27 protein-coding genes and 1 pseudogene are annotated in these 22039 nt (G+C 69.0%); 3 read left to right on the forward strand and 25 right to left on the reverse strand.

The window, feature by feature from the left end; genetic code table 11:
* Window positions 1-1020, reverse strand: a complete 1020-nt coding sequence (locus tag K1X59_RS15700; protein WP_183150752.1) for a tripartite tricarboxylate transporter substrate binding protein — start codon at window positions 1018-1020, stop codon at window positions 1-3.
* Between the two features lie 164 nt (window positions 1021-1184).
* On the opposite strand from K1X59_RS15700, the gene K1X59_RS15705 reads away from it, so the two are divergent.
* Together K1X59_RS15705 and K1X59_RS15710 are read left to right on the forward strand one after the other, a co-directional pair.
* On the forward strand, window positions 1185-2405 hold the full coding sequence (locus tag K1X59_RS15705) for a PAS domain-containing protein (protein ID WP_183150753.1): 1221 nt from the start codon (window positions 1185-1187) through the stop codon (window positions 2403-2405).
* A gap of 91 nt (window positions 2406-2496) precedes the next feature.
* Window positions 2497-4071 (forward strand): AMP-binding protein, encoded by a 1575-nt coding sequence (locus K1X59_RS15710; RefSeq protein ID WP_220173564.1) that lies wholly within the window; start codon window positions 2497-2499, stop codon window positions 4069-4071.
* A 32-nt stretch (window positions 4072-4103) separates the two neighbouring features.
* Here the strand turns inward: K1X59_RS15710 and K1X59_RS15715 are convergent, their stop codons facing one another.
* From K1X59_RS15715 to K1X59_RS15785, 16 genes and pseudogenes are all read right to left on the reverse strand, one after another.
* Window positions 4104-4496 (reverse strand): (2Fe-2S)-binding protein, encoded by a 393-nt coding sequence (locus K1X59_RS15715; protein ID WP_183150754.1) that lies wholly within the window; start codon window positions 4494-4496, stop codon window positions 4104-4106.
* A complete protein-coding gene (locus K1X59_RS15720; RefSeq protein WP_220173565.1) occupies window positions 4493-5137 on the reverse strand; it encodes a hypothetical protein in 645 nt (214 codons plus the stop codon). Before K1X59_RS15720 ends, K1X59_RS15715 begins: the two co-directional genes overlap by 4 nt.
* On the reverse strand, window positions 5116-5535 hold the full coding sequence (locus tag K1X59_RS15725) for an FAD-dependent oxidoreductase (RefSeq protein ID WP_220173566.1): 420 nt from the start codon (window positions 5533-5535) through the stop codon (window positions 5116-5118). The genes K1X59_RS15720 and K1X59_RS15725 overlap by 22 nt, the downstream gene beginning before the upstream one ends.
* Window positions 5532-6986, reverse strand: a complete 1455-nt coding sequence (locus tag K1X59_RS15730) for an FAD-dependent oxidoreductase (protein WP_220173567.1) — start codon at window positions 6984-6986, stop codon at window positions 5532-5534. Before K1X59_RS15730 ends, K1X59_RS15725 begins: the two co-directional genes overlap by 4 nt.
* The gene (locus tag K1X59_RS15735; RefSeq protein ID WP_183150758.1) at window positions 6983-7912 is read right to left on the reverse strand and encodes a dihydrodipicolinate synthase family protein; all 930 of its coding nucleotides are present in this window, start codon (window positions 7910-7912) and stop codon (window positions 6983-6985) included. The genes K1X59_RS15730 and K1X59_RS15735 overlap by 4 nt, the downstream gene beginning before the upstream one ends.
* Window positions 7913-7939: 27 nt before the next feature.
* Window positions 7940-8329 (reverse strand): nuclear transport factor 2 family protein, encoded by a 390-nt coding sequence (locus K1X59_RS15740; protein WP_183152864.1) that lies wholly within the window; start codon window positions 8327-8329, stop codon window positions 7940-7942.
* Window positions 8326-9492: a DUF885 domain-containing protein gene (locus tag K1X59_RS15745; RefSeq protein WP_183150759.1), complete on the reverse strand. Its 1167-nt coding sequence runs from the start codon at window positions 9490-9492 to the stop codon at window positions 8326-8328. The genes K1X59_RS15740 and K1X59_RS15745 overlap by 4 nt, the downstream gene beginning before the upstream one ends.
* A gap of 85 nt (window positions 9493-9577) precedes the next feature.
* Window positions 9578-10003 (reverse strand): annotated as a pseudogene (locus tag K1X59_RS22930) (DUF885 family protein); the annotation flags it as partial.
* Window positions 10000-10230, reverse strand: coding sequence for an amidohydrolase family protein (locus K1X59_RS15755; RefSeq protein WP_220173568.1), 231 nt, complete (start codon window positions 10228-10230; stop codon window positions 10000-10002). The pseudogene K1X59_RS22930 and the gene K1X59_RS15755, both read right to left, overlap by 4 nt.
* On the reverse strand, window positions 10203-11225 hold the full coding sequence (locus K1X59_RS15760) for an amidohydrolase family protein (RefSeq protein WP_220173569.1): 1023 nt from the start codon (window positions 11223-11225) through the stop codon (window positions 10203-10205). Before K1X59_RS15760 ends, K1X59_RS15755 begins: the two co-directional genes overlap by 28 nt.
* On the reverse strand, window positions 11222-11485 hold the full coding sequence (locus K1X59_RS21730; protein ID WP_258566878.1) for a hypothetical protein: 264 nt from the start codon (window positions 11483-11485) through the stop codon (window positions 11222-11224). The genes K1X59_RS15760 and K1X59_RS21730 overlap by 4 nt, the downstream gene beginning before the upstream one ends.
* A complete protein-coding gene (locus tag K1X59_RS15765) occupies window positions 11445-12056 on the reverse strand; it encodes an ATP-binding cassette domain-containing protein (protein ID WP_258566879.1) in 612 nt (203 codons plus the stop codon). Before K1X59_RS15765 ends, K1X59_RS21730 begins: the two co-directional genes overlap by 41 nt.
* A complete protein-coding gene (locus tag K1X59_RS15770) occupies window positions 12053-12877 on the reverse strand; it encodes an ABC transporter ATP-binding protein (RefSeq protein ID WP_220173570.1) in 825 nt (274 codons plus the stop codon). Before K1X59_RS15770 ends, K1X59_RS15765 begins: the two co-directional genes overlap by 4 nt.
* On the reverse strand, window positions 12874-13779 hold the full coding sequence (locus K1X59_RS15775) for an ABC transporter permease (protein WP_183150761.1): 906 nt from the start codon (window positions 13777-13779) through the stop codon (window positions 12874-12876). Before K1X59_RS15775 ends, K1X59_RS15770 begins: the two co-directional genes overlap by 4 nt.
* Window positions 13776-14798: an ABC transporter permease gene (locus tag K1X59_RS15780; protein ID WP_183150762.1), complete on the reverse strand. Its 1023-nt coding sequence runs from the start codon at window positions 14796-14798 to the stop codon at window positions 13776-13778. Before K1X59_RS15780 ends, K1X59_RS15775 begins: the two co-directional genes overlap by 4 nt.
* Window positions 14799-14876: 78 nt before the next feature.
* Window positions 14877-16475 carry an ABC transporter substrate-binding protein gene (locus tag K1X59_RS15785; protein ID WP_183150763.1) on the reverse strand — a complete coding sequence of 533 codons (1599 nt, stop codon included), beginning with the start codon at window positions 16473-16475 and terminating at the stop codon, window positions 14877-14879.
* Window positions 16476-16652: 177 nt separating this feature from the next.
* Here K1X59_RS15785 and K1X59_RS15790 point away from each other — a divergent pair, with 177 nt between their 5' ends.
* Window positions 16653-17198 (forward strand): helix-turn-helix domain-containing protein, encoded by a 546-nt coding sequence (locus tag K1X59_RS15790; RefSeq protein ID WP_202045305.1) that lies wholly within the window; start codon window positions 16653-16655, stop codon window positions 17196-17198.
* A gap of 81 nt (window positions 17199-17279) precedes the next feature.
* Here K1X59_RS15790 and rplQ read toward each other — a convergent pair whose 3' ends face one another.
* From rplQ to map, 8 genes are all read right to left on the reverse strand, one after another.
* On the reverse strand, window positions 17280-17855 hold the full coding sequence (gene rplQ / locus K1X59_RS15795; protein WP_183150764.1) for a 50S ribosomal protein L17: 576 nt from the start codon (window positions 17853-17855) through the stop codon (window positions 17280-17282).
* 32 nt (window positions 17856-17887) lie between these two features.
* Entirely contained in the window at window positions 17888-18877 is a 990-nt protein-coding gene (locus K1X59_RS15800; RefSeq protein WP_183150765.1) for a DNA-directed RNA polymerase subunit alpha, read from the reverse strand.
* 133 nt (window positions 18878-19010) lie between these two features.
* On the reverse strand, window positions 19011-19409 hold the full coding sequence (rpsK, locus tag K1X59_RS15805; RefSeq protein ID WP_017829189.1) for a 30S ribosomal protein S11: 399 nt from the start codon (window positions 19407-19409) through the stop codon (window positions 19011-19013).
* Between the two features lie 31 nt (window positions 19410-19440).
* Entirely contained in the window at window positions 19441-19815 is a 375-nt protein-coding gene (gene rpsM, locus K1X59_RS15810; protein ID WP_017201568.1) for a 30S ribosomal protein S13, read from the reverse strand.
* Window positions 19816-19961: 146 nt separating this feature from the next.
* Window positions 19962-20078 carry a 50S ribosomal protein L36 gene (gene rpmJ, locus K1X59_RS15815; protein ID WP_005050492.1) on the reverse strand — a complete coding sequence of 39 codons (117 nt, stop codon included), beginning with the start codon at window positions 20076-20078 and terminating at the stop codon, window positions 19962-19964.
* 64 nt (window positions 20079-20142) lie between these two features.
* Window positions 20143-20364 (reverse strand): translation initiation factor IF-1, encoded by a 222-nt coding sequence (gene infA / locus K1X59_RS15820; protein ID WP_017201569.1) that lies wholly within the window; start codon window positions 20362-20364, stop codon window positions 20143-20145.
* Window positions 20365-20525: 161 nt separating this feature from the next.
* Window positions 20526-21188, reverse strand: coding sequence for a thioredoxin domain-containing protein (locus K1X59_RS15825; protein ID WP_183150766.1), 663 nt, complete (start codon window positions 21186-21188; stop codon window positions 20526-20528).
* The gene (gene map, locus K1X59_RS15830; protein WP_183150767.1) at window positions 21188-22039 is read right to left on the reverse strand and encodes a type I methionyl aminopeptidase; all 852 of its coding nucleotides are present in this window, start codon (window positions 22037-22039) and stop codon (window positions 21188-21190) included. Before map ends, K1X59_RS15825 begins: the two co-directional genes overlap by 1 nt.

The following is a 22039-nucleotide window of genomic DNA, read 5'->3' on the forward strand; positions in this document are numbered from 1 at the left end:
TCACTGCACCAGCCCGATGTTCTTCAGCGTCGCGGTGACCTCGTCGATGTTCCCCGTGAGGAATCCGTCGAATTCCTCACCCACGAGGAACGCGTCGGTCCACCCCTTCGTCTCGAGCTGCTCGGTCCACGCCTCCGAGTCGTGCAGCTCGGTGATCACGCGCACCAGTTCCGCCTTCTCCCCGTCGGAGATGCCGCCAGGGGCGATGACACCGCGCCAGTTCGTGAGGACGACGTCGTAGCCCTCCTCGGTGATGGTCGGGACGTCGGGCAGCTGCGGCACCTGCTCCTCGCTCGATACGGCCAGCGCCCGGAGCGCACCGCTCTCGATGTGCTGCGCGAACTCTCCGACACCCGAGATGCCCGCCGCGACCTTGCCGCCGATGAGCAGCGGCACGGCTTCACCACCGCCGGAGTTCGGGGTGTAGTTCAGCTTCTCCGCGATCTCCGCCCCGTCGAGGCCCGCCTCCTCGAGCATGAGCCCGGCGAGGATGTGATCTGCGCCGCCCGCGGAGCCCCCGGTGATCGTGACCGCCTGACCGTTGTCGGCGATGTCCTCGACGAGGTCTTCGAGCGTGTCGTACTCCGAATCGGCAGGGACGACCACCACGAGCGGCTCGTCCGTGAGCCGGGCGATGGGCGTGGTGTCCTCGATCCGCACGGCGGAGGCGTTGGTCTCCACCGCACCCACCATGACGAGTCCCATGACCATGAGAGTGGCCGGGTCGTTCTCGTTCGCGAGCTGTGCCAGCCCCACGGTGCCGCCCGCGCCGCCCACGTTCGTGACGGGAGCCGAGTTCACCACTTCGTCCTCGGTGAGCACCTGGGAGAGTGCTCGGCCGGTCTGATCCCATCCGCCACCCGGATCGGCGGGGACGACGATCGACACATCCGTGACGGTCGCGGTCTCGGCCTCGTCCCCACCACCGTCCGTTGCTGCGCCGCCCCCGGCGCACGAGGTGAGGGTGAGTGCGGCCACCGCCGCCAGGGCGGTCAGGGCTCCGATGCGTGCGTTCTTCATGTGCGCTCCTCCTTGAGCGTTCGTGAATGCTGTGGATCAACAGTGGAAGGCGGTGACGTCGCGCTCAAGCTTCGGAAACCATTGGTCGCAGTTACGGAACTATTGGTCGCGAGCAGTGCCCTCCCCTGCTCGCACCCCCTGCGTCGGACGACGACAATGGTCAGGTGGCCTCGAAGATGACGCTCCGTGTGCAGCTGTTGGTGCTGCAGGCGTTGATCGTGTTCCTGGTGACCCTCGCGACCGGCATCGTGGCTGGCGCGTTCCAGGAGCAGGCGCTCCGCGAGGCCTACAAAGACCGGATGCAGGCGGTCGCACAGTCGATCGCCGCCCTTCCGGCCGTGCAGTCGGCCTTCGACGACGCCGATCCCGCCGCCGCGATCCAACCCATCGCCGAGGTCATCCGTGAGGCATCCGACCTCGCGTACGTCGTCGTGGCCAACGAAGACGGCATCCGGTACTCCCACCCGAACCCGGCGCGCATCGGGGAGAAGGTCTCCACCGACCCGTCGATACCGCTCTCGGGCGAGATCTACGTGGGCACGCAGACGGGGACCCTCGGCACCTCCTGGCGCGTCAAGGTCCCCATCCGCGACGACGAGGGCACGGTGATCGGCACCGCATCCGTCGGCATCCTGGAGTCCGAGCTCAACGAGGAGTTCAGCGCGAACCTCGTGTGGCTGATCTCGGCGATGCTGGCCGCCGCCGTGCTCGGGGTGTTCGGTTCGGCGTGGGTGACGTCCGTGATCCGGCGCCGCATCTACCGGCTCGAGCCCCACCAGATCGCCGCGCTCGTGAAGAACCAGGAGACCACGCTGCACGGTCTCAGCGAGGGCGTGATCACGGTCGACGACAGGGGACGGATCACCCTCGTCAACGATGCGGCCGCGCGCTTCCTCGGCACCGACGCGGCCGACCTCGACGGCGCCTCCGCCGCCGAGGTCCTGGGAGAAGAGCTGGCGACGGTGCTGCGCGAAGGCGAAGCCGCGGGGCGCCCGGTGATCGTGGGCTCGCACGTGCTGGTCGCCCGGAGCACCGGAAGCGAAGCCGAGGACGGCGGCGTCGGGGCGACGCTGCTGCTCCGCGACCACACGGAGCTCCACGACGTCGTGCGCCGCGTCGAGGCCGCCGACGCCATCATCGCCTTCCGCCAGCGCTTCGGCATCCCCAAGGGCCTCAGCGCCGAGACGCTGGAGCGGGTGTCCTCCGCGCTGGCCGCACGCACCGACGCCACGGCGACCGAGATCGGCGACGACCTCGACATCTCCCGGGTCAGTGCGCGTCGCTACCTCGAGCACCTGGCCAGCTCCGGCAGGGCCACGCGCTCCCTCGACTACACGACCAAGGGCCGACCGAGCACCCGATACGGCTCCATCGACGCCGTCTGAGGGTCATCCGACTATGGGACGCAGTCCCGTTCTGTGCGACACTGGATCGCATTCGACGACGACGTCGGCCACCCGGATCGAAGGAGATCTCATGGTTCGCAGCACCTATCCCGACGTGGAGATCCCCGACATCTCCATCCACGACTTCCTCTTCGGCGACCTCGACGACGCCGAGCTCGACACGGTCGCCCTCGTCGACGGCGCGAGCGGAGCCACCACCACGTACCGACAGCTCGTGGGCCAGATCGACCTCTTCGCCGGCGCCCTCGCCGCCCGGGGCGTCGGCGTCGGCACCACGGTCGGGGTGTTGTGCCCGAACATCCCCGCGTTCGCGACCGTGTTCCACGGCATCCTCCGCGCCGGGGCGACGGCCACCACGATCAACTCCCTCTACACCGCGGAGGAGATCGCGAATCAGCTCACCGACGCGGATGCCACCTGGCTCGTGACGGTCTCTCCACTGCTTCCCGGAGCACGCGCTGCCGCCGAGAAACTCGGCCTCCCGGCCGACCACCTCATCGTGCTCGACGGCGCCGAGGGACACCCCTCGCTGCCGGCGCTGTTGGGGGAAGGACGGCCTGCTCCCGATGTGACGTTCGACCCGGCCACCCATCTCGCCGTCCTCCCCTACTCCTCGGGCACCACCGGGCGCCCCAAGGGGGTCATGCTCACCCACCGGAACCTGGTGGCCAACGTCTCGCAGTGCCGTCCGGTGCTCGGCGTCGAGGCGAGCGACCGCGTGCTGGCCGTGCTCCCCTTCTTCCACATCTACGGCATGACGGTGCTGCTGAACTTCGCCCTGCGCCAGCGTGCAGGACTCGTGACAATGCCCAAGTTCGACCTGCCGGAGTTCCTACGCATCATCGCCGAGCACCGGACGACCTGGGTGTTCGTCGCTCCCCCGATCGCGGTCGCTCTGGCGAAGCATCCGATCGTCGATCAGTTCGACCTCTCGTCCGTCAAAGTGATCTTCTCGGGCGCCGCCCCTCTCGACGGCACCCTCGCGGCCGCCGTGGCGAACCGGCTCGGCTGCATCGTCACGCAGGGCTACGGCATGACAGAGACGAGCCCCGCCGTGAATCTCACCTCCGAGACGCGAGACGACGTCGACCGTTCGGCGATCGGTCCCCTCGTGCCCAACACCGAGGCGCGACTGGTCGACCCGGAATCGGGCGAAGACGTGGCGACGCCCACGGAGGGCGCCAGCGAGCCGGGCGAGCTGTGGGTGCGCGGTCCGCAGGTCATGGTGGGGTACCTCAACCGCCCCGACGCCACGGCCGAGATGCTCGACGCCGACGGCTGGCTGCACACCGGCGATGTCGCGACCGTCACCCCCGACGGCATCTACCGCATCGTCGACCGGCTCAAGGAGCTCATCAAGTACAAGGGGTACCAGGTCGCCCCCGCAGTGCTGGAGGCCGTGCTGCTCGAGCACCCCGCCATCGCCGACGCCGCTGTGATCGGCGCACTCGACGAAGACGGCCAGGAGGTTCCGAAGGCGTTCGTGGTGCGGCAGCCGGACGCCGACCTCGACGCGGATGCGGTCATGGCGCACGTCGCCGCCCACGTCGCGCCGCACGAGAAGGTGCGACAGGTCGAGTTCATCGACGTGATCCCGAAGTCGAGCTCCGGGAAGATCCTCCGCAAGGACCTGCGCCTCCGCTGACGTCGGACGTGCGGGTCCGGACCGGACTGCGCTCAGTCGCCGTCGAGGAGCTCGGCGTACGTCTGCAGCGGAACCGGCTTCACCGGCAGCTGTGCGGCGAAGCGACCGGCAGCGGCGACCGTCGTCCCGCGCGCCGCGGCGACGGCACCAGCCACGGTCGTCTCGCAATACCGCCCCTGACAAGGGCCCATTCCGGTGCGACAGCTGAGCTTCACCGCATCGACGGTGTCGGCATGCGGGTTCGCCTGCAGGAAACCGTCGATGTCGGAGCGCGGGATCGCCTCGCACCGGCACACCGTGGTGGCCGGTGTGGCGAGGGCCGTGAGGCCGGGGCGTTCCGGGGCGAACATCCGCTGCACGACCGCCGCGAATCTCCGCGATCTCCGCAGGTCACGCTCGAGGGCCCTGGACCGTACGGCGGTCACGGGGCGGCCCAGACGTGCGGCGATGACCGCCGCCGCTGCGGCCCCCTCGGCGCGCGACTGCTCCGCGCCGGACACCCCGGTGGGCTCGCCCGCGGCGAAGACCCCGGGGACATCCGTCTCGAAGTCGCGGTCCACGGCCACGAGCCATCCCCCGCGGCGGAATCCCAGCGCACCGCGCACCCGAGTTGACGCGCGAGCTCGGTGGAGGCGTGGAAGCCGTAGCCGAGCACGACGGTCCTGGCCGGAACCTCACGTTCGGGGCCGCGTACACGCCACGCCCGATCGGCTCTCGCGACACGGATGCCGCCCACGCCCCCGTCGCCGAGGATCGCGGTGGGAACCGTCGCCGTCCTGATCCGCACGCCGCGTCGCACGAGGGTGAGCACGCAGCCGGCGAGCTCGGCCAGAAGTCGCGCATGCCCGGGAACGGCCGGAGCGGCGAGGAACAGCTCACGCAACGAGGGCAGTCCCCTGGCGAACACCACCTCCGTCACCTCGGCCCCCGCACGCGCCAACTGGGCAGCCACGATCAGCATGAGCGGATGCGACCCGGCCAGCACGACGGGCCCGGCGGCACGCAGGTGCTGGGACTTCAGGAGCCCCTGCGCCGCACCGGCCATCAGCACCCCGGCAGCGTCCACCCGGGGAACGCGACCGGCATGTCGTACGCACCTGTCGCGATGAGCAGTCGCCTGGCGGGTGCGCGCCGTGCGCCCTGCGGCCCCGCGACGAGCACCTCGAACTCGTCGCGGCCGGTCGACCGGGTGTCGAGGATCCCGAACACGGTCGACTCGAACCACCACTCGACCCCTGGCGCGTCGGCGGCGTCGGCGAGCAGCCGAGCTGCCCACGGATAGCCCACCGGTGAGCGCACCGGCTCGCCGAACTCCGCCGGAGGCTGCCGGAAGATCTGTCCGCCCGCGGCGCGCTGCTCGTCGATCACGAGCGTGTGCAGACCCTGCGCGGAGGCTTCGACGGCGGCGGCGAGACCCGCCGGTCCCGCCCCGACGATGACGAGGTCGTACGGCTCGGAGCTCATACGTCCGTCCGCACGTCCATGCCCTCGCGGACCGTGGTCAGGCATGTCCTGGTGAGGGGCGCATCGTCGACGGTGACGGCGCACTCGAAACAGGTCCCCATGTTGCACAGCGGCGCACGCCGCTCGCCGTACCTCCGGGCGAAGGTCCGCTCACCCGCCGCGAGCATGGCCCCGGCGACGGTCTCGCCGGCAGCCGCGATCACACGGCGACCGTCGACGGTGAAGGCCACGTCGCACCGACGGGGTGCGGTGCGTTCGGCGAGGGGTTCGTTCTTCATGCCATGACTCCGAATCTGTCCGGCGCGTACGGCCGGAGGTCGACCTGGGGCGCCCGCCCGGCGGCGAGATCGCACAGCGCGCGGGCGAAGCTCGGTCCGAGAGTGAACGCCGACCCCCGGTGGCCACGAACATCCCGGGGCACCCCGGCACCTCCCGACCAGCGGGAGCTGGTCTGGCGTGATGGTCGTGGTCCCCGCCCAGGAGCGGACGACCGGGAGTCGCGCGGTACCGGGGACCACGCCGATCGCTGCGCGGGCGTTTCCGACGATGGACTCCGCCAGCAGCCGCGGGCGCACCTCGAGATCCGGCGCTCCCGCCCTCCGGCCGAGGGCGGCAGGCCAACCGCCCCCGATCAGCACCGTCCCCTCCTTGGTCTGCTTGAGCGACAGTTTCGTCCCGGCGTGCTGCACCAGGTGGTCGATGAACGGCGCGGTGGGCGCGGTCACGCTCATCATCAGGGCGAGCGGGATGGTCGGCAGCTGCGCTCCGGCGATCTCCCCCACCTCGGTGGTCCACACGCCCGCCGCGATCATCACGGTCGTGGCATGGACGTGCAGCTCGCCTTCCGGACCGCGCGCGGTGACCCTCCAGCCGCCGGCGTCGCGCTCCAGCGCCGTCACCCGGGTGTGCGTGCGGACGTGCGCCCCTCGCCGCACGGCGCCGCGGACGAGAGCGGGACCGGCGATGCGGGTCTCGGCCTTGCCCTCCAAGGGGCAGTAGGCGGCGGCGACGACCGAGTCGGACAGGTACGGCGCGACCCGACGAGACTCGTCTCCGTCGAGCAGCGACACATCCAGGCCCCACTCCTGCTCGAGGCCGACCTTGCGTTCGAGCACCGCGACCTGCTCCGCGGTCTCCGCAAGCATGAAACCACCGCGTTGCACGACGCCGACCGACTCGCCGAGCTCATCGCCCAGCCGCGTCCATGCCTCCGCCGCGTGCAGGTGCAACGGCATGGCCGCGGCAGCCGTGCGCGCCGACTCCCAGCCGTTCTCGACCATCCGGTACTCGAGCTGGAAGTGCAGGCTCCCGGCGTTCTGCCCCGAGGCGTGCTGGTTCAGCTGATCCTTCTCGAGCAGCAGCACGGAGGCGCCCTCGCCCGCCAGCATCCAGCTCAGCGCGCCGCCCAGCAGACCGCCGCCGATGACGACCGCGTCGTACCGCACGGTCACGACAACGGCACGGTCGTGATGCCGAGCCCCTCCAGCGTCGCGCGGACCCGGTCGACCTGCTCCTCCGAGAGCTCGAGAAGGGGGCGGCGCACGAAGCCCGCCGGCACGCCCTGCAACCGCAGTGCGGTCTTCATGATCGCCTGCTGGTTTCCGAACTGCGCGCCGTAGTCGGGGCCGAACCAGCTCGTCATCACCACCCGGTCGCGCGCGCCGAGCTCGATCGCGCGCGCACGGTCTCCTGCGGCGAGCGCGTCCCAGAATCCGGGGTGATCGCGTCCGAGCGGAGCGCCGGAGCCCATCAGTCCGTCCCCGTGCCCGAGCGACACGAGGTCGGCGCCCAGCGCGTTCGTGGGGACGCCGAAGTAGCGGACCCGATCCTCGACGAGGTACATCGCGTCGAGGAACGCCCGGAAGTCCCCCGTGGAGTTCTTGATCGCCACGACGTTCTCGATGTCTGCGAGCTCACCGAGCAGATCGGGGCTCAGGTCGACGATGCATCCGCGCGGCCAGTTGTAGACCGTGAGGGGAAGCGTCGTACCGTCGGAGATCTCCTGGTAGAACGCCACGATCTCCTCGCGGGTGGGCACCATGTACGGCGGCGGGGTCACGAGGATCCCGTCGAGCCCCGCCTCTTCGGCGGCGTGCGCGTGCCGGATGGCCTCGGCCGCCGTGAACGCGTTGCATCCGCCGATCACACGCATGTCCGCGCGGAAGCGGCCGCCGAGCGCGAACAGCTCCGCCCGCTCGGCCTCGGTCATGCTGAACCACTCGCCCGAGGTCCCCGCGAGGATGACGCCGTGCATCCCCTGCTCCGCGAGCCACTGCATCTGCCCCTCGAACGCGGTCGCGTCCAACGCGCCCTCACGGGTGAAGGGCGTGGTGATCGCGGGGATGTACCCGTGCCAGTCGACGGTGTTGCGGTCCATCTGTGTCTCCTTCTCCGACTCGGCCGCTTAAGCGACGGGCATGTCCTGGGCGTGGTGGTGCACGATCCGCCAGCCGCCCACGTCGCGGCGCACCACGTCGGTGACGCGTACCCGTTCGACCAGTCGATCGTCGTCGGCCGGGCGCACCTCCAGCTCGTAGCGGATCACTCCGGTGTCGCCGAAGTCGCTCGTCACGATCCGGGTGGGCACGACGCGCGGCAGGCTTGCACGTCGCTCTTCGGGAGAGACGGCGGGTCCGCGCAGCTGGTCGAGTTCGGCGATGCCGTGCATGAGCGTCGGCCACGGCGTCTCCCACACGGTCACGTCGGCGGCGAGTCGCGCGTCGAAGGCCGCGCGATCGGCGAGGTCGCGGTACAGGTCGAGGACGAAGCGCTCGAGGTCCGTCTGGGTGGTCATGCGTCTTCCTTCATCGAGTCGTGCAGCAGGCTGTCGCGCAGCGGCGCGAGGCCCATCGGCCCGAGCGCGAGAGCCCGGGTGTGGAAGTCGAGCGCCGAGGCCCCGCTCGCGGTGCGGGCCTCGTCCCAGAGCTTGGCCCCGACCTTGAACGCGAGCGCCTGACCGGGCCAACCGAGGTAGCGGTCGACTTCGAAGCGCGCGGTCGCCGGGTCGACGAGGCCGTAGTGCACGAGGAAGTCCCGCGCGATCTCGGGCGTCCACTCGGTGCGGTCCGTGACCTCGTTGCGACGTACCGGACGACCGGTGTGCAGCCCGATGTCCGCGACGATCCGCACGGTGCGCCACAGTTGACCCAGCAGCATCCCGAGGCGCTCGGCCGGGGTGCGCAGCAGCCCGAGCTCGTCCGACAGCGCCTCGGAGTAGTGGGCCCACCCCTCCGCGTAGCCGTGGATCTCGCACAGGTAGCGCTGCCACGGGTGCAGCGACGTGTTCGCCCTGTTGACCGCGTGCTCCAGGTGGTGCCCCGGCACGCCCTCGTGATGCAGGCTCGTGAGCTCCTGCCAGGTCGGCACCGAAGTCGCACCGGCGGGGAGCGTCCATACGATCTTGCTGCGGACCGAACCGTCTGGTGCGCCTGGGGTGTAGTACACCACGCCTTTGGCCGCCCGCGGCACCACGATGTCGACCTCGCGGATGTCGGCCGGAAGGAGGAAGGCGGTGCCGTCCACCCGCTCCAGCGTCCAGTCCAGGCGGTCCCGGAGCCAGCCGACGACGTCGTCCGCATCCACACGGCTGCCGGTGTCGGTGGCGAGCATGCGGGCCGCCTCCACCACGTCGGCCTGACCGGAGACCCCGACGATCTCTCCCGCGACCGTGCGGGCGGCGCGCCACAGGCGTTCCAGCTCGCTCCAGCCGTAGTCGTACACCTCGTCGAGATCGAGCGTGGTGCCGAGGAAGCTCTGCGCCGTGGCGCGGTAGACGGTCTCCCCACGGCATCCTGCTGCGGCGCGGCGGGGAGCAGCTCCTCGCGCAGCATCCGTTCGAACTCCGCCATGGACGCGGTGGCGGCCTGCGCCGCCCGGTCGAGCGCGGACCGTCGAGCAGGAGACAGCGCTGCCCTGCGGAGGGAGCCGAAGTAGTCGACGCCGTCGGGGTCGATCCACCCGGCCACCTGATCTGCGACCTCGTGCACCTGCCGGGCGGCAGCGACGCCCGTCCCGGAGAATTCTCCCCGCTCCCCGCTGACCGCGCCCATCGCAGTCGCTCCTGCAGCTGGGTGATCGCGTGGGGCACAGCGGCCAGCCGCTCGATCACAACGTCGCCCGAGGCATCGTCGGCGACCTCGACGTCGTCGAAGGCCTCGCGGATCTGGTGCACCGGTGTCGCGAGCGGGGCGAGCAGTCGGGCGGAGAACCCGGTGTCGAACAGCGCGACGTCGCTGTCCATGCGCTCGCGCAGAGCGGCATGCAGCCCCGCGTCCTGCGGTGCCGGCTCCACGGCGGCGAGCTCCGCCCGAGTGCGCGCGGCCAGGTCTCGTCGCTCGACAGCCCAGGCAGCGCTGAAGTCCGGCAACCGGTCGCCCGCGGCGACGCCGAGCGCCTGTGCGGCGGTCGGCTCGTGCGCCGCGAGGGCAGCCACGTAGGCGTCCGCGATGCGGATGGTCGGACGAGTCATCGCGGGGCCCGGTCGTCTCGCACCACGACGCCGCCCTGCATCACCCAGTCGATCCCGCGGAGCGCGGCGACGTCCGACGTCGGGTCGGCCGCAGTGACGATGAAGTCCGCGCGGGCACCTTCGCGGATGACACCGAGGTCGTCGGCGCCGAGCAGCTCCGCGGCATGCGAGGTCGCCGACCGCATCACGTCGAGCGACGTCATGCCCGCGTCCACCATGAACTCCATCTCGCGCACCGTGGCGGTCGTCCCGTCGAAGGCCGCGGCCGGGGCATGTCCGTCCCCATCGCGATGCGCACACCGCTGGCGATCGCGTTCTCCAGGCTCTCCCAGTGCCGGGGCCCCGCGCCGAGCGCACGCTCCTTCATCCAGGCGGGCACTCCCTGCGCGTCGAAGAACTCCTCGCAGCGGCTCACCGTGATGGTCGGCACGTACCAGACGCCGCGCTCGCTCATCAGGTCGGTGACCTCGCGGGTGAGCTCGTACCCGTGCTCGACGCAGTCCAGTCCCAGCTCGATCGCGCGGCGGAGAGTCTCGGACGGCCCCACGTGCGCAGTCACCTTGCGACCCCAGTCGTGCGCGGTCTGGATGACGGCAGCCATCTCGTCGTCGGTCAGCTGCGGGGTGTCGATCTGCTCGTGCTCTCCGGCGATCCCGCCTGAGATGCAGACCTTGATCAGGTCGGCTCCGTGCCGGATCTGCAGCCTCGTCAGGCGCCGGAGGTCGTCGGCACCGTCGCCCTCGAGCGCATCCGACTCCCAGCCGTGTCCACCGGTGCAGCACAGGGCGTGGCCCGCCGTGTAGAGGCGCGGTCCGGCGACGATGCCCGCGTCGATGCCTCGGCGCAAGGCGAAGTCGAGGTAACGGCTCTCGCCGACGAGCCGCGCGGTGGTGACGCCGGCGTGCAGGGTGCGCCGCGCGCTGTCCGCCATCACGAGCAGCAGGTCGGGGTCGCCCTTCGAGGCGATCGCCGCACCGGCGGTGCCGGGCAGCGCGAGGCCGAGGTGCACGTGCATGTTGATGAGCCCGGGGCTGAGCACGCGCCCCGAGAGGTCGACGACACGGGCGTCGCCCGCGTCCAGCGTGCCGGTGGCTCCGACGGCCGCGATCCTGCCCTCGGCGTCGACGAGCACGTCGAGGTCGTCGTGCAGGCGGTCGGAGCGTCCGTCGAAGATCCGCGCCCCGGTGAGGAGGATGCGGCGGTCCTGGTCGATGGCGATCATGCTTCTCCTCCTCGGGTGGGAACCGTTCCGGTCCCCGCCAGGTCTTCTTCTCGGCCGGGCAGCTTCTTCGTGGTCCCGATCTCCGGGATCGCCTCGATGAGACGCTGCGTGTACGGATGCTGCGAGTTCTGCCACAGCTGCTCGCTCGGTCCGCGCTCGATGATCTCACCCGCGTACATGACCGCGGTCTCGTCGGCGATCGCACGCACGAGCGACAGGTCATGCGAGATGAACAGCATCGCCATGCCGAGGTCGCGCACGAGGTCCTGCAGCAGCTCGACGATCTGCGCCGAGGAGAAGGCGTCGAGTGCGGTGACGGGCTCGTCGGCGACCACCACGCTGGGCTTCGCGGCGAGCGCGCGCGATCGCGAGGCGCTGGCGCTGGCCGCCCGAGAACTGCGCGGGGTAGCGCGACGCCGCGGACTCGTCGAGGCCGACCAGACGCAGCAGACGTGCCACCTCCGCGGCACCGGCCGCGCGGTCGAGTGCGGTGGGGGCACCGTCCAGCAGCTGCGCGCCGATCGAGCGGCGCGGGCTGAGCGAGGCGTATGGATTCTGGAACACCATCTGCAGGCCGCGGTCCCTGCGAGGACGACGCCGCATCGTCAGCGGATGCAGCGACTCCCCCTCGAAGCGCACTGCACCGGAGGTGGGGCGATCGATGCCGACGGCGACCCGGGCGAGCGAGGATTTGCCGCACCCCGACTCGCCGACGAGTCCGACGATCTGACCGCGCTCGACGGTCAGCGAGACGCCCTTGACGGCGTGCACAGGGGGCGCGCCTCGCCGACGATGGGTGACGACGACGTCCTCGATCTCCAGCGCGCTCATCGTGCCTCTCCTCGATGGGTCCGCTCGGCCGCGAGCGACTGCGCGCGCGAGGCGATCAACGCCCTGGTGTACTCGTGCGACGGGGTGTTGAGGATCTCGTTGGTGGCGCCGTGCTCGACCACCGTTCCGTCCTTGAAGATGTAGGTGCGGTCCGCGATCGCGCTCATGACGCCGAGATCGTGAGTGATGAAGAGCATCGACACCCCTGTCTCGCGGGCGAGCCGGTCGAAGAGGCGCAGGATGCCGGCCTGCACGGTGACGTCGAGCGCCGTGGTCGGCTCGTCGGCGATCAGCAGCCTCGGCTCGCACGCGAGGGCGATCGCGATGGCGGCGCGCTGCCGCATGCCACCCGAGAACTGGTGCGGGTAGGCGGTGATCGCCTGACGCGGGTCGCGGATGCGCACCAGGTCGAGCAGCTCGATCGCGCGCGCCGTCGCCTGCTTCTTGCTCACACCGGTGTGGTGGATCAGGTGCTCGGTGATCTGGGTGCCGATGCGCAGCAGCGGGTGCAGCGCCGCCGTCGGGTCCTGGAAGACGATCGAGATGCGGTTTCCGCGCACCTCGTCGAGCTCGCGCGTGCTGAGGGTCAGCAGGTCGCGCCTCTCGAACATCACCTTCCCTGACGCGGTCGCGCCCTCGGGCAGAATCCCCATCACGGCCGACGCGGTCATGCTCTTGCCGGAGCCGCTCTCGCCCGCGAGGCCGACGACCTCGCCCTCGGCGATGCGGATGTTCGTGTCGTGCACGAGCTCGACGTGCCCGTCGGGTGTCGGCATCACGACGGAGAGGTCCTCGATCGAGAGGAGGGGCGCGGCGGTCATCGCTTCCTCGCATTCCGGGAGCGCGGGTCGAGGTAGTCCTGGATCGCGTCGCCGAGCAGGTTGAAGGCCATCACGATCGTGAGGATCGCGAGGCCGGGGAACAGGCTGATCCACCAGTTGGCGAGGTTCTGCGACCCCAGAGCGATCATCGCGCCCCACTCCGCTGCCGGGGGTCGAGGCCCGAGGCCGAGGAACGAGAGCGCCGCGAGCATGAGGATCGCGTTCCCCAGCTCGATCGTGGCCATGACCAGCGCCGGACCTGCACTGTTGGGGATGACGTCCTTCACGATCGACTTCATCGTCGTCGACCCGAGAAGGCGCCCCGAGAACACGTACTCCTGCTCCCGCACGCTGAGCACGGAGCTGCGGATGATCCTGGCGTACAGCGGCCACGACACGATCACGAGCGCGAGCACGGCGTTGCCGACACTCGGCCCGAACGCGGCGGCGACCGCCATCGCGAGGATGATCTGCGGGAAGGCGAGCACGAGGTCCGCCACACGCATCAGCACGTTGTCGGCGGCCTTGCCGAAGTAGCCGGCCGCGAGCCCGACGGTGCCGCCCACGAGCAGCGAGAACACGACGATGGCGAGGGCGAGCGGGAGCGAGAGCTGCGCGCCGTAGATGACGCGGGTGAGCACGTCGCGACCGAGGTCGTCGGTGCCCATCCAGTGCTCGGCGGTGGGCTCCTGCAGGAACGGACCGCTCGTCTCGAGCGGGTCGTACGGCGAGATCACGGGCGCGAGAAGCGCTGCGAGCACCCACGCGGCGATGACAGCGGTCGACACCACGGTCACCGGGGTCCAGAACGAGGTCCGCGGAGTGAACCTGCGGCTGCGGAAGAAGCCGCGTCGGCGTGGCTCCTTCGCCACGGCGAGCCGGTCGGAGGACAGGATGGTCATTTCGCTCCGATCCGGGGGTCCACGATCGTGTACAGCACGTCGACGAGGAGGTTGATCACCGTGTAGACCACGGCGATGAAGAGCGTCACGCCGAGGATCGCCTGCAGGTCGAGCGAGAGTGCGCTCTTGTAGGCGTACTGCCCGAGCCCCGGCCAGGACAGCACCTGCTCGACGAGGACGGCGCCGCCGAGCAGCGAGGCGAACATCAGGCCGGTCACGGTGAGCACGGGCAGCAGGCCCGCCTTGAAGACGTGCCGCCAGGTGATGGTGCGACGCGGCAGGCCCTTCGCGGTGGCGGCGCGGATGTATTCGGCGTCCAGCACCTCGATCATCGCCGACCGCACGAACCGCAGCAGCCCGGAGACGGTGAGCGCTGTGAGGATGCCGACCGGGAGCACGAGGTGCCATACCGCGTCGGCGAACACGTCCCACTGCCCGGCCAGGACGGCGTCGAGGCTGTACATCCCGGTGACGGTGGGCGGTGGGTCGTACTCGTTGCTCAGGCGACCGCCGTTGGGCACGACGCCCAGCACGTAGAAGAAGACGTACAGGGCGACCAGAGCCAGCCAGAACGGAGGGGTCGACAGACCGACGAGGGACACTCCGCGGATGCCGCCGTCGACCGCCGATCCCTTGCGGGTGGCGGCGATCATGCCGAGGGCGACGGCGATGACGATCGCGAGGATCATCGCCGGCAACGCGATCTCGAGCGTCGCGGGGATGTACTGCGCGAGGTCCTGGGTGATCGGCCGATGCGTCTGCTGCGAGACGCCGAGGTCGCCCTGGAACAGGTTCATCATGTAGCGGCCGTACTGCACCCAGACGGGTTGATCCAGGCCCCACTTGCGCTCGAATGCGGCGCGCAGCTCGGGATCGTCGTACGCCTGCTGGGACAGGTTGGCCGCCGCGGGGTCGCCGGGCACGATGGTCATGAGCGCGAAGGTCACCACGGTGACGCCCCAGAGCAGGATGATCGCGCTGATCAGCCGTCGGCCGATCATGTGCAGGAGAGCTGGCATTGCTCGTTCGCCTTCGGTGAGGGAGAGAACCGGAGGTCGGCCGCCCGAAAGGAGCGACGGGCGGCCGACCGGGGCGGGTTACTTCGCGGCGATGGCCGCGAGGTCGACCGTCCATCCGGCGGGCGTGTAGTCCGCGCCGACCAGGTTGGCGGTGGCGACCACGATCCCCGCGTTGTTGGCGAGCACGACGTACGGCGAGGTCTCGTTCATGACCTTCTGCCACTCGATCATCGCCTCGGTGCGTCCCTCGGGCGTCACCTCGGCGTTGACGGCGTCGCTCGCTTCGACGGCACGCGGGTCGGCACGCTCCGTGGTCCAGCCGACGCGGGTGGAGGTCGAGGCCCCCGGTGCCATGTTGTTCACGAGCGAGTCGGATGCCGGGTAGTTCAGGCTGTTCGGCGAGAAGTTGATCTCGTTCTTGCCCTCGGACTGCGACTGCAGGAAGACGTTGATGGGCTGCGGCTGGAGTTCGATCTCGATGCCCGCCTTCTTCGCGTCCTGCTGCACCTTCGTGACGATGGTGCCCAGATCGACACCGCGGTAGGTGATGGCCGGATAGATCAGGTCGACCTTCGGGGCGCTGATGCCGGCCTCCTCCAGGAGCGACACGGCGGCGTCGATGTCCTGTGGCTGCACCTCGGACTCGTCCAGGGCGCCGCCGAAGGCGGGCGGCACCAGACCTGCGGCGGCGGTGGCCCCTTCGCCGAAGAGCTCCGCGATGCCTGCGCCGTCGACGGTCGCGCGCAGCGCGGCGACGAAGGCGGGGTTGGAGCTGATCTCCGATACCGCGGGGTCCTGGTTCAGGCTGAGGAAGTACGAGGTGTCGGCGACGCCGGAGACCTGCAGGTCGTCGGAGAGCTCGGCTGCCTGGGGGCCGGAGAGGTCGAGCGCGATCTCGTCGGCCTTGGCCCGCGAGATCGTGAGCTTCTGGTTCTGCACGTCGACGTTCTGCACCACCACGCGGGAGTACGCCGGAGCGTCGCCCCAGTAGTCCTCGTTGGCTTCGAGGACGACCTTGGAGCTCGCGTCGTAGCTCTTGATCGCGTACGGACCGGAGCCGAGGCTGAACTCGTCGAGCTGCGTGCCGATCCCATCGGTGGTCGCGGCGTCCGCTGCATCGGTGGCGCCGAGCTTCTCGGCGGCCTCGGCGTTGAGGATGCTGGCGGCCGGCATCGCGAGGACGACCGGGACGTTCGGGTTCGGCGTCGGGCTGGTGACGACCACGGTGTCGTCGCCCTCGGCGGCGAAGCTCAGACCCTGCACCGTCTGCGACGACGAGCCCTGCAGGTTCTGCAGGCGGGTGAGGCTGAAGACGACGTCGTCAGCCGTGACCGCGGAGCCGTCGGCGAAGGTGGCGTCGGGGTTCAACGTGAACGTCCAGGCGGTGCCGTCTTCGGACTGCTCCCATTCGCTCGCGAGTTCGGGCACCACGGTCGTGACGTCGGAGCCTTCGTAGGTCACGAGCGTCTCGTACAGTGCATGCACGATGATGTTCCCGGTCTGCTCGTAGACGAATCCGGGGTCGAGCGTCTTCAGGACGAAGGAGGTGTCGACCGTGAGCGTGCCTCCCCCACTTGCAGCAGCGTTGTTCGATGAAGCTGAACAACCGGAAAGGGCGAGCGCAGCCACGACGAGCGAGGACGCCACGGCAAGGGGTTTCGCGAAGGATGAGTTCATCGTCGATACTTCCTGTGATCAAGGGGAAAGACGCAGTAGAGTGCTGGAGTGTTGGTCCGGTGGCTCGTGCGCTTCGGGAGCGGATTTCAATCTGATCGAGATTTTCAATGCGATTAAAAGATACAATCACATTGAAATCGAACGCGCAAGACGGACCCCGTTCGATCGAAAGGACCGATGAACCACGTGCTCGGCGAACGCCTCAAATCCCTCAGAGCCGCCAAGGGTCTCACCCTCCGGCAGCTCTCCGACCTCTCCGGACTGTCGGTGAGCATGCTCAGCCAGATCGAGAGCGGATCCGCGGATCCGAGCCTCGGCTCCCTTCGCAGACTCGCGCAGGTGTTCGAGGCCTCGATCGCGACGCTCTTCAGCGATCCGGACGCACCCAATGTCGCCGTGAGCCGACCGGGCGCACGCCACCGCCTCAGCGGATCGGATGCCGGTTTCGTCTACGAGCGGCTCACGCCCGGTCGCGGCGACCTCGAGGTGCTGACGGCCGACATCCCTCCGGGAGCCGCGAGCTCCGAGCATCCGTGGGGGCACCCGTCGACGGAGTGCGCCTATGTGATCAGCGGCGAGCTGACCGTCGAGATCGCCGGCGAGACGCACACGATCGCCGCCGGTGAGTCGATCACCTTCGACTCCCGTCAGCCCCACCGCTACCTCAACGCGAGCGATGACACGACCTCGATCGTCGTGTCCGTCACTCCCCCGTCGCCCTGATCCCTCGAGGTTCACACCGCAGGAACACGAAGAAGCCCGCCACCCCGAAAGGGGCGGCGGGCTTCTTCGTGAGTGAGATCCTTACTCGGACTTCTTCTCGACAGCGTCCTCGGCGGCAGCCTCAGCTGCTTCGCCCTCGGCCTGCGACTCGGCACCGGCGTCGGCAGCCTCCTCGGCGGGAGCCTCGTCAGCGGCGGGAGCCTCCTCTGCGGGAGCCTCCTCGACGACCTCGGCGGGCTTGTCCGCCTTCTCGGCCTTCGGAGCAGCAGCCTTCTTGGTCGACTTCGCCTTCGGGGTGACGGGCTCGAGGACGAGCTCGATCACGGCCATCGGAGCGTTGTCGCCCTTGCGGTTGCCGACCTTCGTGATGCGGGTGTAGCCGCCCTCACGGTCGGCGACGAGCGGCGCGATCTCGGAGAACAGGACGTGCACGACTTCCTTGTCACCGATGACCGACAGCACGCGACGACGCGCGTGCAGGTCGCCACGCTTGGCGAAGGTGATCAGACGCTCGGCGAGCGGGCGGAGGCGCTTGGCCTTCGTCTCGGTCGTCTTGATCGACTTGTGGGTGTAGAGCGCCGCTGCGAGGTTGGCAAGCATGAGGCGCTCGTGTGCGGGGCCGCCTCCGAGGCGGGGACCCTTGGTGGGCTTGGGCATAATCGTCTAACTCCTGGTCAGGATGTCGGGTTTCAGAAGGACTCGTCTTCGCTGCCGCCGTAGAAGTGGGCGCCGTCGAAACCGGGCACCGAATCCTTGAGCGACAGACCGAGCGAGATGAGCTTGTCGCGCACCTCGTCGACCGACTTCTGGCCGAAATTGCGGATGTTCATGAGCTGCGTCTCCGAGAGGGCGACGAGTTCGGAAACGGTGTTGATGCCCTCGCGCTTCAGGCAGTTGTACGAACGGACCGACAGATCGAGGTCTTCGATCGGCATCGACAGCTCGCTGGAGTTCACAGCCTCCACCGGCGCCGGGCCGATCTCGATGCCCTCGGCCTCGACGTTCAGCTCGCGGGCGAGGCCGAACAGCTCGGTGAGCGTCTTGGCAGCCGAGGCGACGGCGTCGCGGGGGCTGATCGCCGACTTGGTCTCGACGTCGAGGACGAGCTTGTCGAAGTCGGTACGCTCCCCGGCACGGGTCGCGTCGACGCGGTAGCTGACCTTGAGGACCGGCGAGTAGATCGAGTCGATCGGGATCTGACCGGCCTCGGCGTACTCGTTGCGGTTCTGCGTCGCGGAGACGTAGCCACGGCCACGCTCGATCGTGAGCTCGAGCTCGAACTTCGCGGTGTCGTTCAGCGTCGCGATGACGAGCTCGGGGTTGTGCACCTCGACACCGGCGGGAGCCGAGATGTCTGCCGCGGTGACTTCGCCCGCACCGGTCTTGCGCAGGTACGCGGTGATGGGCTCATCGCGCTCCGACGAGACGACGAGCTGCTTGATGTTGAGGATGATCTCGGTGACATCCTCCTTCACGCCGGGGATGGTGCTGAACTCGTGCAGCACGCCGTCGATGCGAACGCTGGTGACAGCAGCACCGGGGATCGACGACAGCAGGCTGCGGCGCAGCGCGTTGCCGATCGTGTAACCGAAGCCGGGCTCCAGAGGCTCGATGATGAACCGGCTACGGTTCTCGACGATCATTTCCTCGGTCAGTGTGGGACGCTGTGCAATAAGCACTCTGTGTTCCTTTCGATCACATGCCCGCTATATGACATGTGGTGGGGTGAGGTTTTGAGTTGTGGAAGTCGATGCCCGTACGCGGGCGACGAGCCGCTCGAACCCCGAGGGGTCGAGCGGCTCGGCACGCGTATCAGACGCGGCGGCGCTTCGGCGGGCGGCAGCCGTTGTGCGCCTGCGGGGTGACGTCCTGGATCGAACCGACCTCGAGGCCTGCGGCCTGCAGCGAGCGGATCGCGGTCTCGCGGCCGGAGCCCGGACCCTTCACGAGGACGTCGACCTTCTTGACGCCGTGCTCCGCAGCCTGGCGGGCAGCCGACTCGGCGGCCATGCCGGCGGCGTACGGGGTCGACTTGCGGGAGCCCTTGAAGCCCACGCCACCCGACGATGCCCAGGCGATGACCGCGCCGGACGGGTCGGTGATCGAGACGATCGTGTTGTTGAACGTCGACTTGATGTGGGCCTGGCCCAGCGCGATGTTCTTCTTTTCCTTGCGGCGCGGCTTGCGCGCGGCGGCCTTGGGTGCAGCCATGAAAGTGTTCTCCTAGTCCCTGGGGCCGCGCTTAGCGGGCCTTCTTCTTGCCTGCGACGGTGCGCTTCGGGCCCTTGCGGGTACGGGCGTTGGTCTTGGTGCGCTGACCACGGACCGGGAGACCACGACGGTGGCGGATGCCCTCGTAGGAGCCGATCTCGACCTTGCGGCGGATGTCTGCGGCGACCTCGCGGCGCAGGTCACCCTCCACCTTGTAGTTGCCTTCGATGTGGTCGCGGAGGGCGATCAGCTGGTCGTCGCTGAGGTCCTTCACGCGGATGCTCTCGTCGATGTCCGTCGCCTTGAGGATCTCGACCGAGCGGGTACGGCCGACGCCGTAGATGTAGGTAAGGGCGATCACCACGCGCTTGTCGCGCGGGATGTCAACGCCGGCAAGACGTGCCATGCGGTTCTCCTGGGTGTTGTGGAGGTGTGGAACAGGATCGGTGCCCGGGCCTCCGCCCGAGGTGTCCCCCGCTTGCGCGGGTTCTGATCCTGCCGTTATGTATTCAGTTGTGAGATGTGCGCGAGCGATGCCGCGCAGCGGGGGACTCAGCCCTGGCGCTGCTTGTGACGCGGGTTGCTCTTGCAGATCACCATGACGCGGCCGTGACGGCGGATCACCTTGCAGTGATCGCAGATGGGCTTGACGCTGGGGTTGACCTTCATGATGTTTCCTGTTCGCTGTCTTCGTACCGCCCCGGTCCGGGGCAGGCCGTTACTTCTCGACCGATCAGCGGTAGCGGTAGACGATACGGCCGCGGGTCAGGTCGTAGGGGCTGAGCTCCACGACCACACGGTCCTCGGGGATGATGCGGATGTAGTTCTGCCGCATCTTGCCGGAGATCGTTGCAAGGACCTTGTGTCCGTTGCTGAGCTCAACGCGGAACATCGCGTTGGGCAGAGCCTCGGAGATCACGCCCTCGATCTCGATGACACCGTCTTTCTTAGCCATAGCCTCGCTGACGCTTCTGCAGACCGGTCGATCTGCGGTGGGTGATTGGATTGTGGTGCTGCGCCGACGGACACGCCGAATCAAGGCACAAAGCACCAAAGATCTATGTTAGACGCTCTGGAGGCATCCGGCAACTCGAACGCCGGTGCGAGCTGCCCGGCTCAGCCGAGCAGCTTCTCCATCTCGGTGATCTCGCCGGCCTGCAGGTCGAGGCGCTTGCCGTTGACCTCGACGGTCGGCGTGCCGGCGATGTCGTTGGCCTTGGTCTGGTCACCGACGAAGTCCATGTAGGTCCCGTCCGCGATGCAGTCCGCGGCGGCTCCCCCGCCCGCCTGCTCGGCGAAGGCCGCAAGCTCGTCGTCGGTGAGACCTGCGGTGTTCTCTTCCGGCTGGTTCGCGAACAGGAGGTTGAAGTAGTCCAGCGCCGCCTCCGGCGCCTTCTCCGCCACGCAGTACACGGCTGCGGCCGCGCGCGTCGAGTACTTGGTGTTCTGCGAGTAGCGGTCGAGGATCGAGATCGGGTGCAGGTTCAGCGTGATCTTGCCGTCGGCGGCCGCGGCCTGCAGCTGCTCGCCGTACTGCTTCTCGAAGTCACCGCAGATGGGGCACATGAAGTCGACGAACGTGTCGACCTCATCCTCGCCGTCGCCGAAGGAGATCGCGCCGGTGTCCTCGTTGATGATGTCGCTCTTCGGGGCAGCGCCGGGCGCGGTCGCCTGGTTGTTGAGGAACACCACGAGTCCACCGATCGCCACCAGCACCACGACCACGGCGATGGAGACGCCGATCGCGAACCAGTTGGTGTTGCTCTTCGCCGCTGCCATTACTTTCCGATCTCTCGAGGCTCGACCCCGAACGGGGCGAGTCCGGCTCTTCCACCATCGGGCGCGGTGAGCACCCAGATACCACCATCATGCAGGGCGACGCTATGTTCCCAATGAGAGCCGTCTGTGCCGTCGACGGTCGTGACCGTCCAGTCGTCGTCTTCGATGAACGTCGCATCGCCGCCTGCTGTCACCATCGGCTCGATGGCGAGCACCAGGCCCGGCTTGACCTCTTCGCCGCGGTCCGGAGTGCGGTAGTTGAAGACGCTGGGTGCTTCGTGCATCTTCCGACCGATGCCGTGGCCGACATACTCGCGGAGGATGCCGTACGGCTCGCCCGAGACCGCCGAGGGGCCCTGAGCTTCGATGTAGTCCTGGATCGCGGCCCCGATCTCATCGATGTGCGCCACGGATGCCATCGCGGCGATACCGGCCCACATGGAGCCCTCGGTGACACGCGAGAGCTCCTCGCGCTGCGCCACGAGCTCAGGTCGCTCCGGGTCGGGCACGACCACCGTGATCGCGCTGTCACCGTTCCACCCGTGGTACTGCGCTCCGCAGTCGACGGAGACGATATCGCCAGGCTGCAGGACCCTGTCGCCGGGGATCCCATGGACGACCTGCTCGTTGACCGAGATGCACGTCGTGTGGTGATAGCCCCGCACGAGCTGGAAGTTCGACTCCGCCCCGCGCTCGAGGATCGTCCGGTTGGCGACCGCATCCAGCTCGAGCGTGGTGATCCCGGCGGTGATCAGCGGTCGCACCGCGTCGAGCGCTGCCGCGGTGATGAGTCCGGGTTCGACCATAGCTCGCAGTTGAGCCGGGGTCTTGTAGATCGACCGCCGGAACAT

Source organism: Microbacterium sp. Se5.02b, assembly GCF_019464375.1.
GTDB lineage: Bacteria > Actinomycetota > Actinomycetes > Actinomycetales > Microbacteriaceae > Microbacterium.

What these genes read in the sequence shown, in the direction of transcription:
- K1X59_RS15775 (WP_183150761.1), bottom strand. Translation starts at nt 13,779, where the DNA reads ATGACCATCCTGTCCTCCGACCGGCTCGCCGTGGCGAAGGAGCCACGC.
- infA (WP_017201569.1), bottom strand. Translation starts at nt 20,364, where the DNA reads ATGGCTAAGAAAGACGGTGTCATCGAGATCGAGGGCGTGATCTCCGAG.
- K1X59_RS15765 (WP_258566879.1), bottom strand. Translation starts at nt 12,056, where the DNA reads ATGAGCGCGCTGGAGATCGAGGACGTCGTCGTCACCCATCGTCGGCGA.
- K1X59_RS15825 (WP_183150766.1), bottom strand. Translation starts at nt 21,188, where the DNA reads ATGGCAGCGGCGAAGAGCAACACCAACTGGTTCGCGATCGGCGTCTCC.
- K1X59_RS15735 (WP_183150758.1), bottom strand. Translation starts at nt 7,912, where the DNA reads ATGGACCGCAACACCGTCGACTGGCACGGGTACATCCCCGCGATCACC.
- K1X59_RS15770 (WP_220173570.1), bottom strand. Translation starts at nt 12,877, where the DNA reads ATGACCGCCGCGCCCCTCCTCTCGATCGAGGACCTCTCCGTCGTGATG.
- K1X59_RS15790 (WP_202045305.1), top strand. Translation starts at nt 16,653, where the DNA reads ATGAACCACGTGCTCGGCGAACGCCTCAAATCCCTCAGAGCCGCCAAG.
- rpmJ (WP_005050492.1), bottom strand. Translation starts at nt 20,078, where the DNA reads ATGAAGGTCAACCCCAGCGTCAAGCCCATCTGCGATCACTGCAAGGTG.
- rpsK (WP_017829189.1), bottom strand. Translation starts at nt 19,409, where the DNA reads ATGGCTGCACCCAAGGCCGCCGCGCGCAAGCCGCGCCGCAAGGAAAAG.
- rpsM (WP_017201568.1), bottom strand. Translation starts at nt 19,815, where the DNA reads ATGGCACGTCTTGCCGGCGTTGACATCCCGCGCGACAAGCGCGTGGTG.
- K1X59_RS15755 (WP_220173568.1), bottom strand. Translation starts at nt 10,230, where the DNA reads ATGGAGTTCATGGTGGACGCGGGCATGACGTCGCTCGACGTGATGCGG.
- K1X59_RS15740 (WP_183152864.1), bottom strand. Translation starts at nt 8,329, where the DNA reads ATGACCACCCAGACGGACCTCGAGCGCTTCGTCCTCGACCTGTACCGC.
- K1X59_RS15700 (WP_183150752.1), bottom strand. Translation starts at nt 1,020, where the DNA reads ATGAAGAACGCACGCATCGGAGCCCTGACCGCCCTGGCGGCGGTGGCC.
- K1X59_RS15725 (WP_220173566.1), bottom strand. Translation starts at nt 5,535, where the DNA reads ATGAGCTCCGAGCCGTACGACCTCGTCATCGTCGGGGCGGGACCGGCG.
- map (WP_183150767.1), bottom strand. Translation starts at nt 22,039, where the DNA reads ATGTTCCGGCGGTCGATCTACAAGACCCCGGCTCAACTGCGAGCTATG.
- K1X59_RS15760 (WP_220173569.1), bottom strand. Translation starts at nt 11,225, where the DNA reads ATGATCGCCATCGACCAGGACCGCCGCATCCTCCTCACCGGGGCGCGG.
- K1X59_RS15780 (WP_183150762.1), bottom strand. Translation starts at nt 14,798, where the DNA reads ATGCCAGCTCTCCTGCACATGATCGGCCGACGGCTGATCAGCGCGATC.
- rplQ (WP_183150764.1), bottom strand. Translation starts at nt 17,855, where the DNA reads ATGCCCAAGCCCACCAAGGGTCCCCGCCTCGGAGGCGGCCCCGCACAC.
- K1X59_RS15710 (WP_220173564.1), top strand. Translation starts at nt 2,497, where the DNA reads ATGGTTCGCAGCACCTATCCCGACGTGGAGATCCCCGACATCTCCATC.
- K1X59_RS15785 (WP_183150763.1), bottom strand. Translation starts at nt 16,475, where the DNA reads ATGAACTCATCCTTCGCGAAACCCCTTGCCGTGGCGTCCTCGCTCGTC.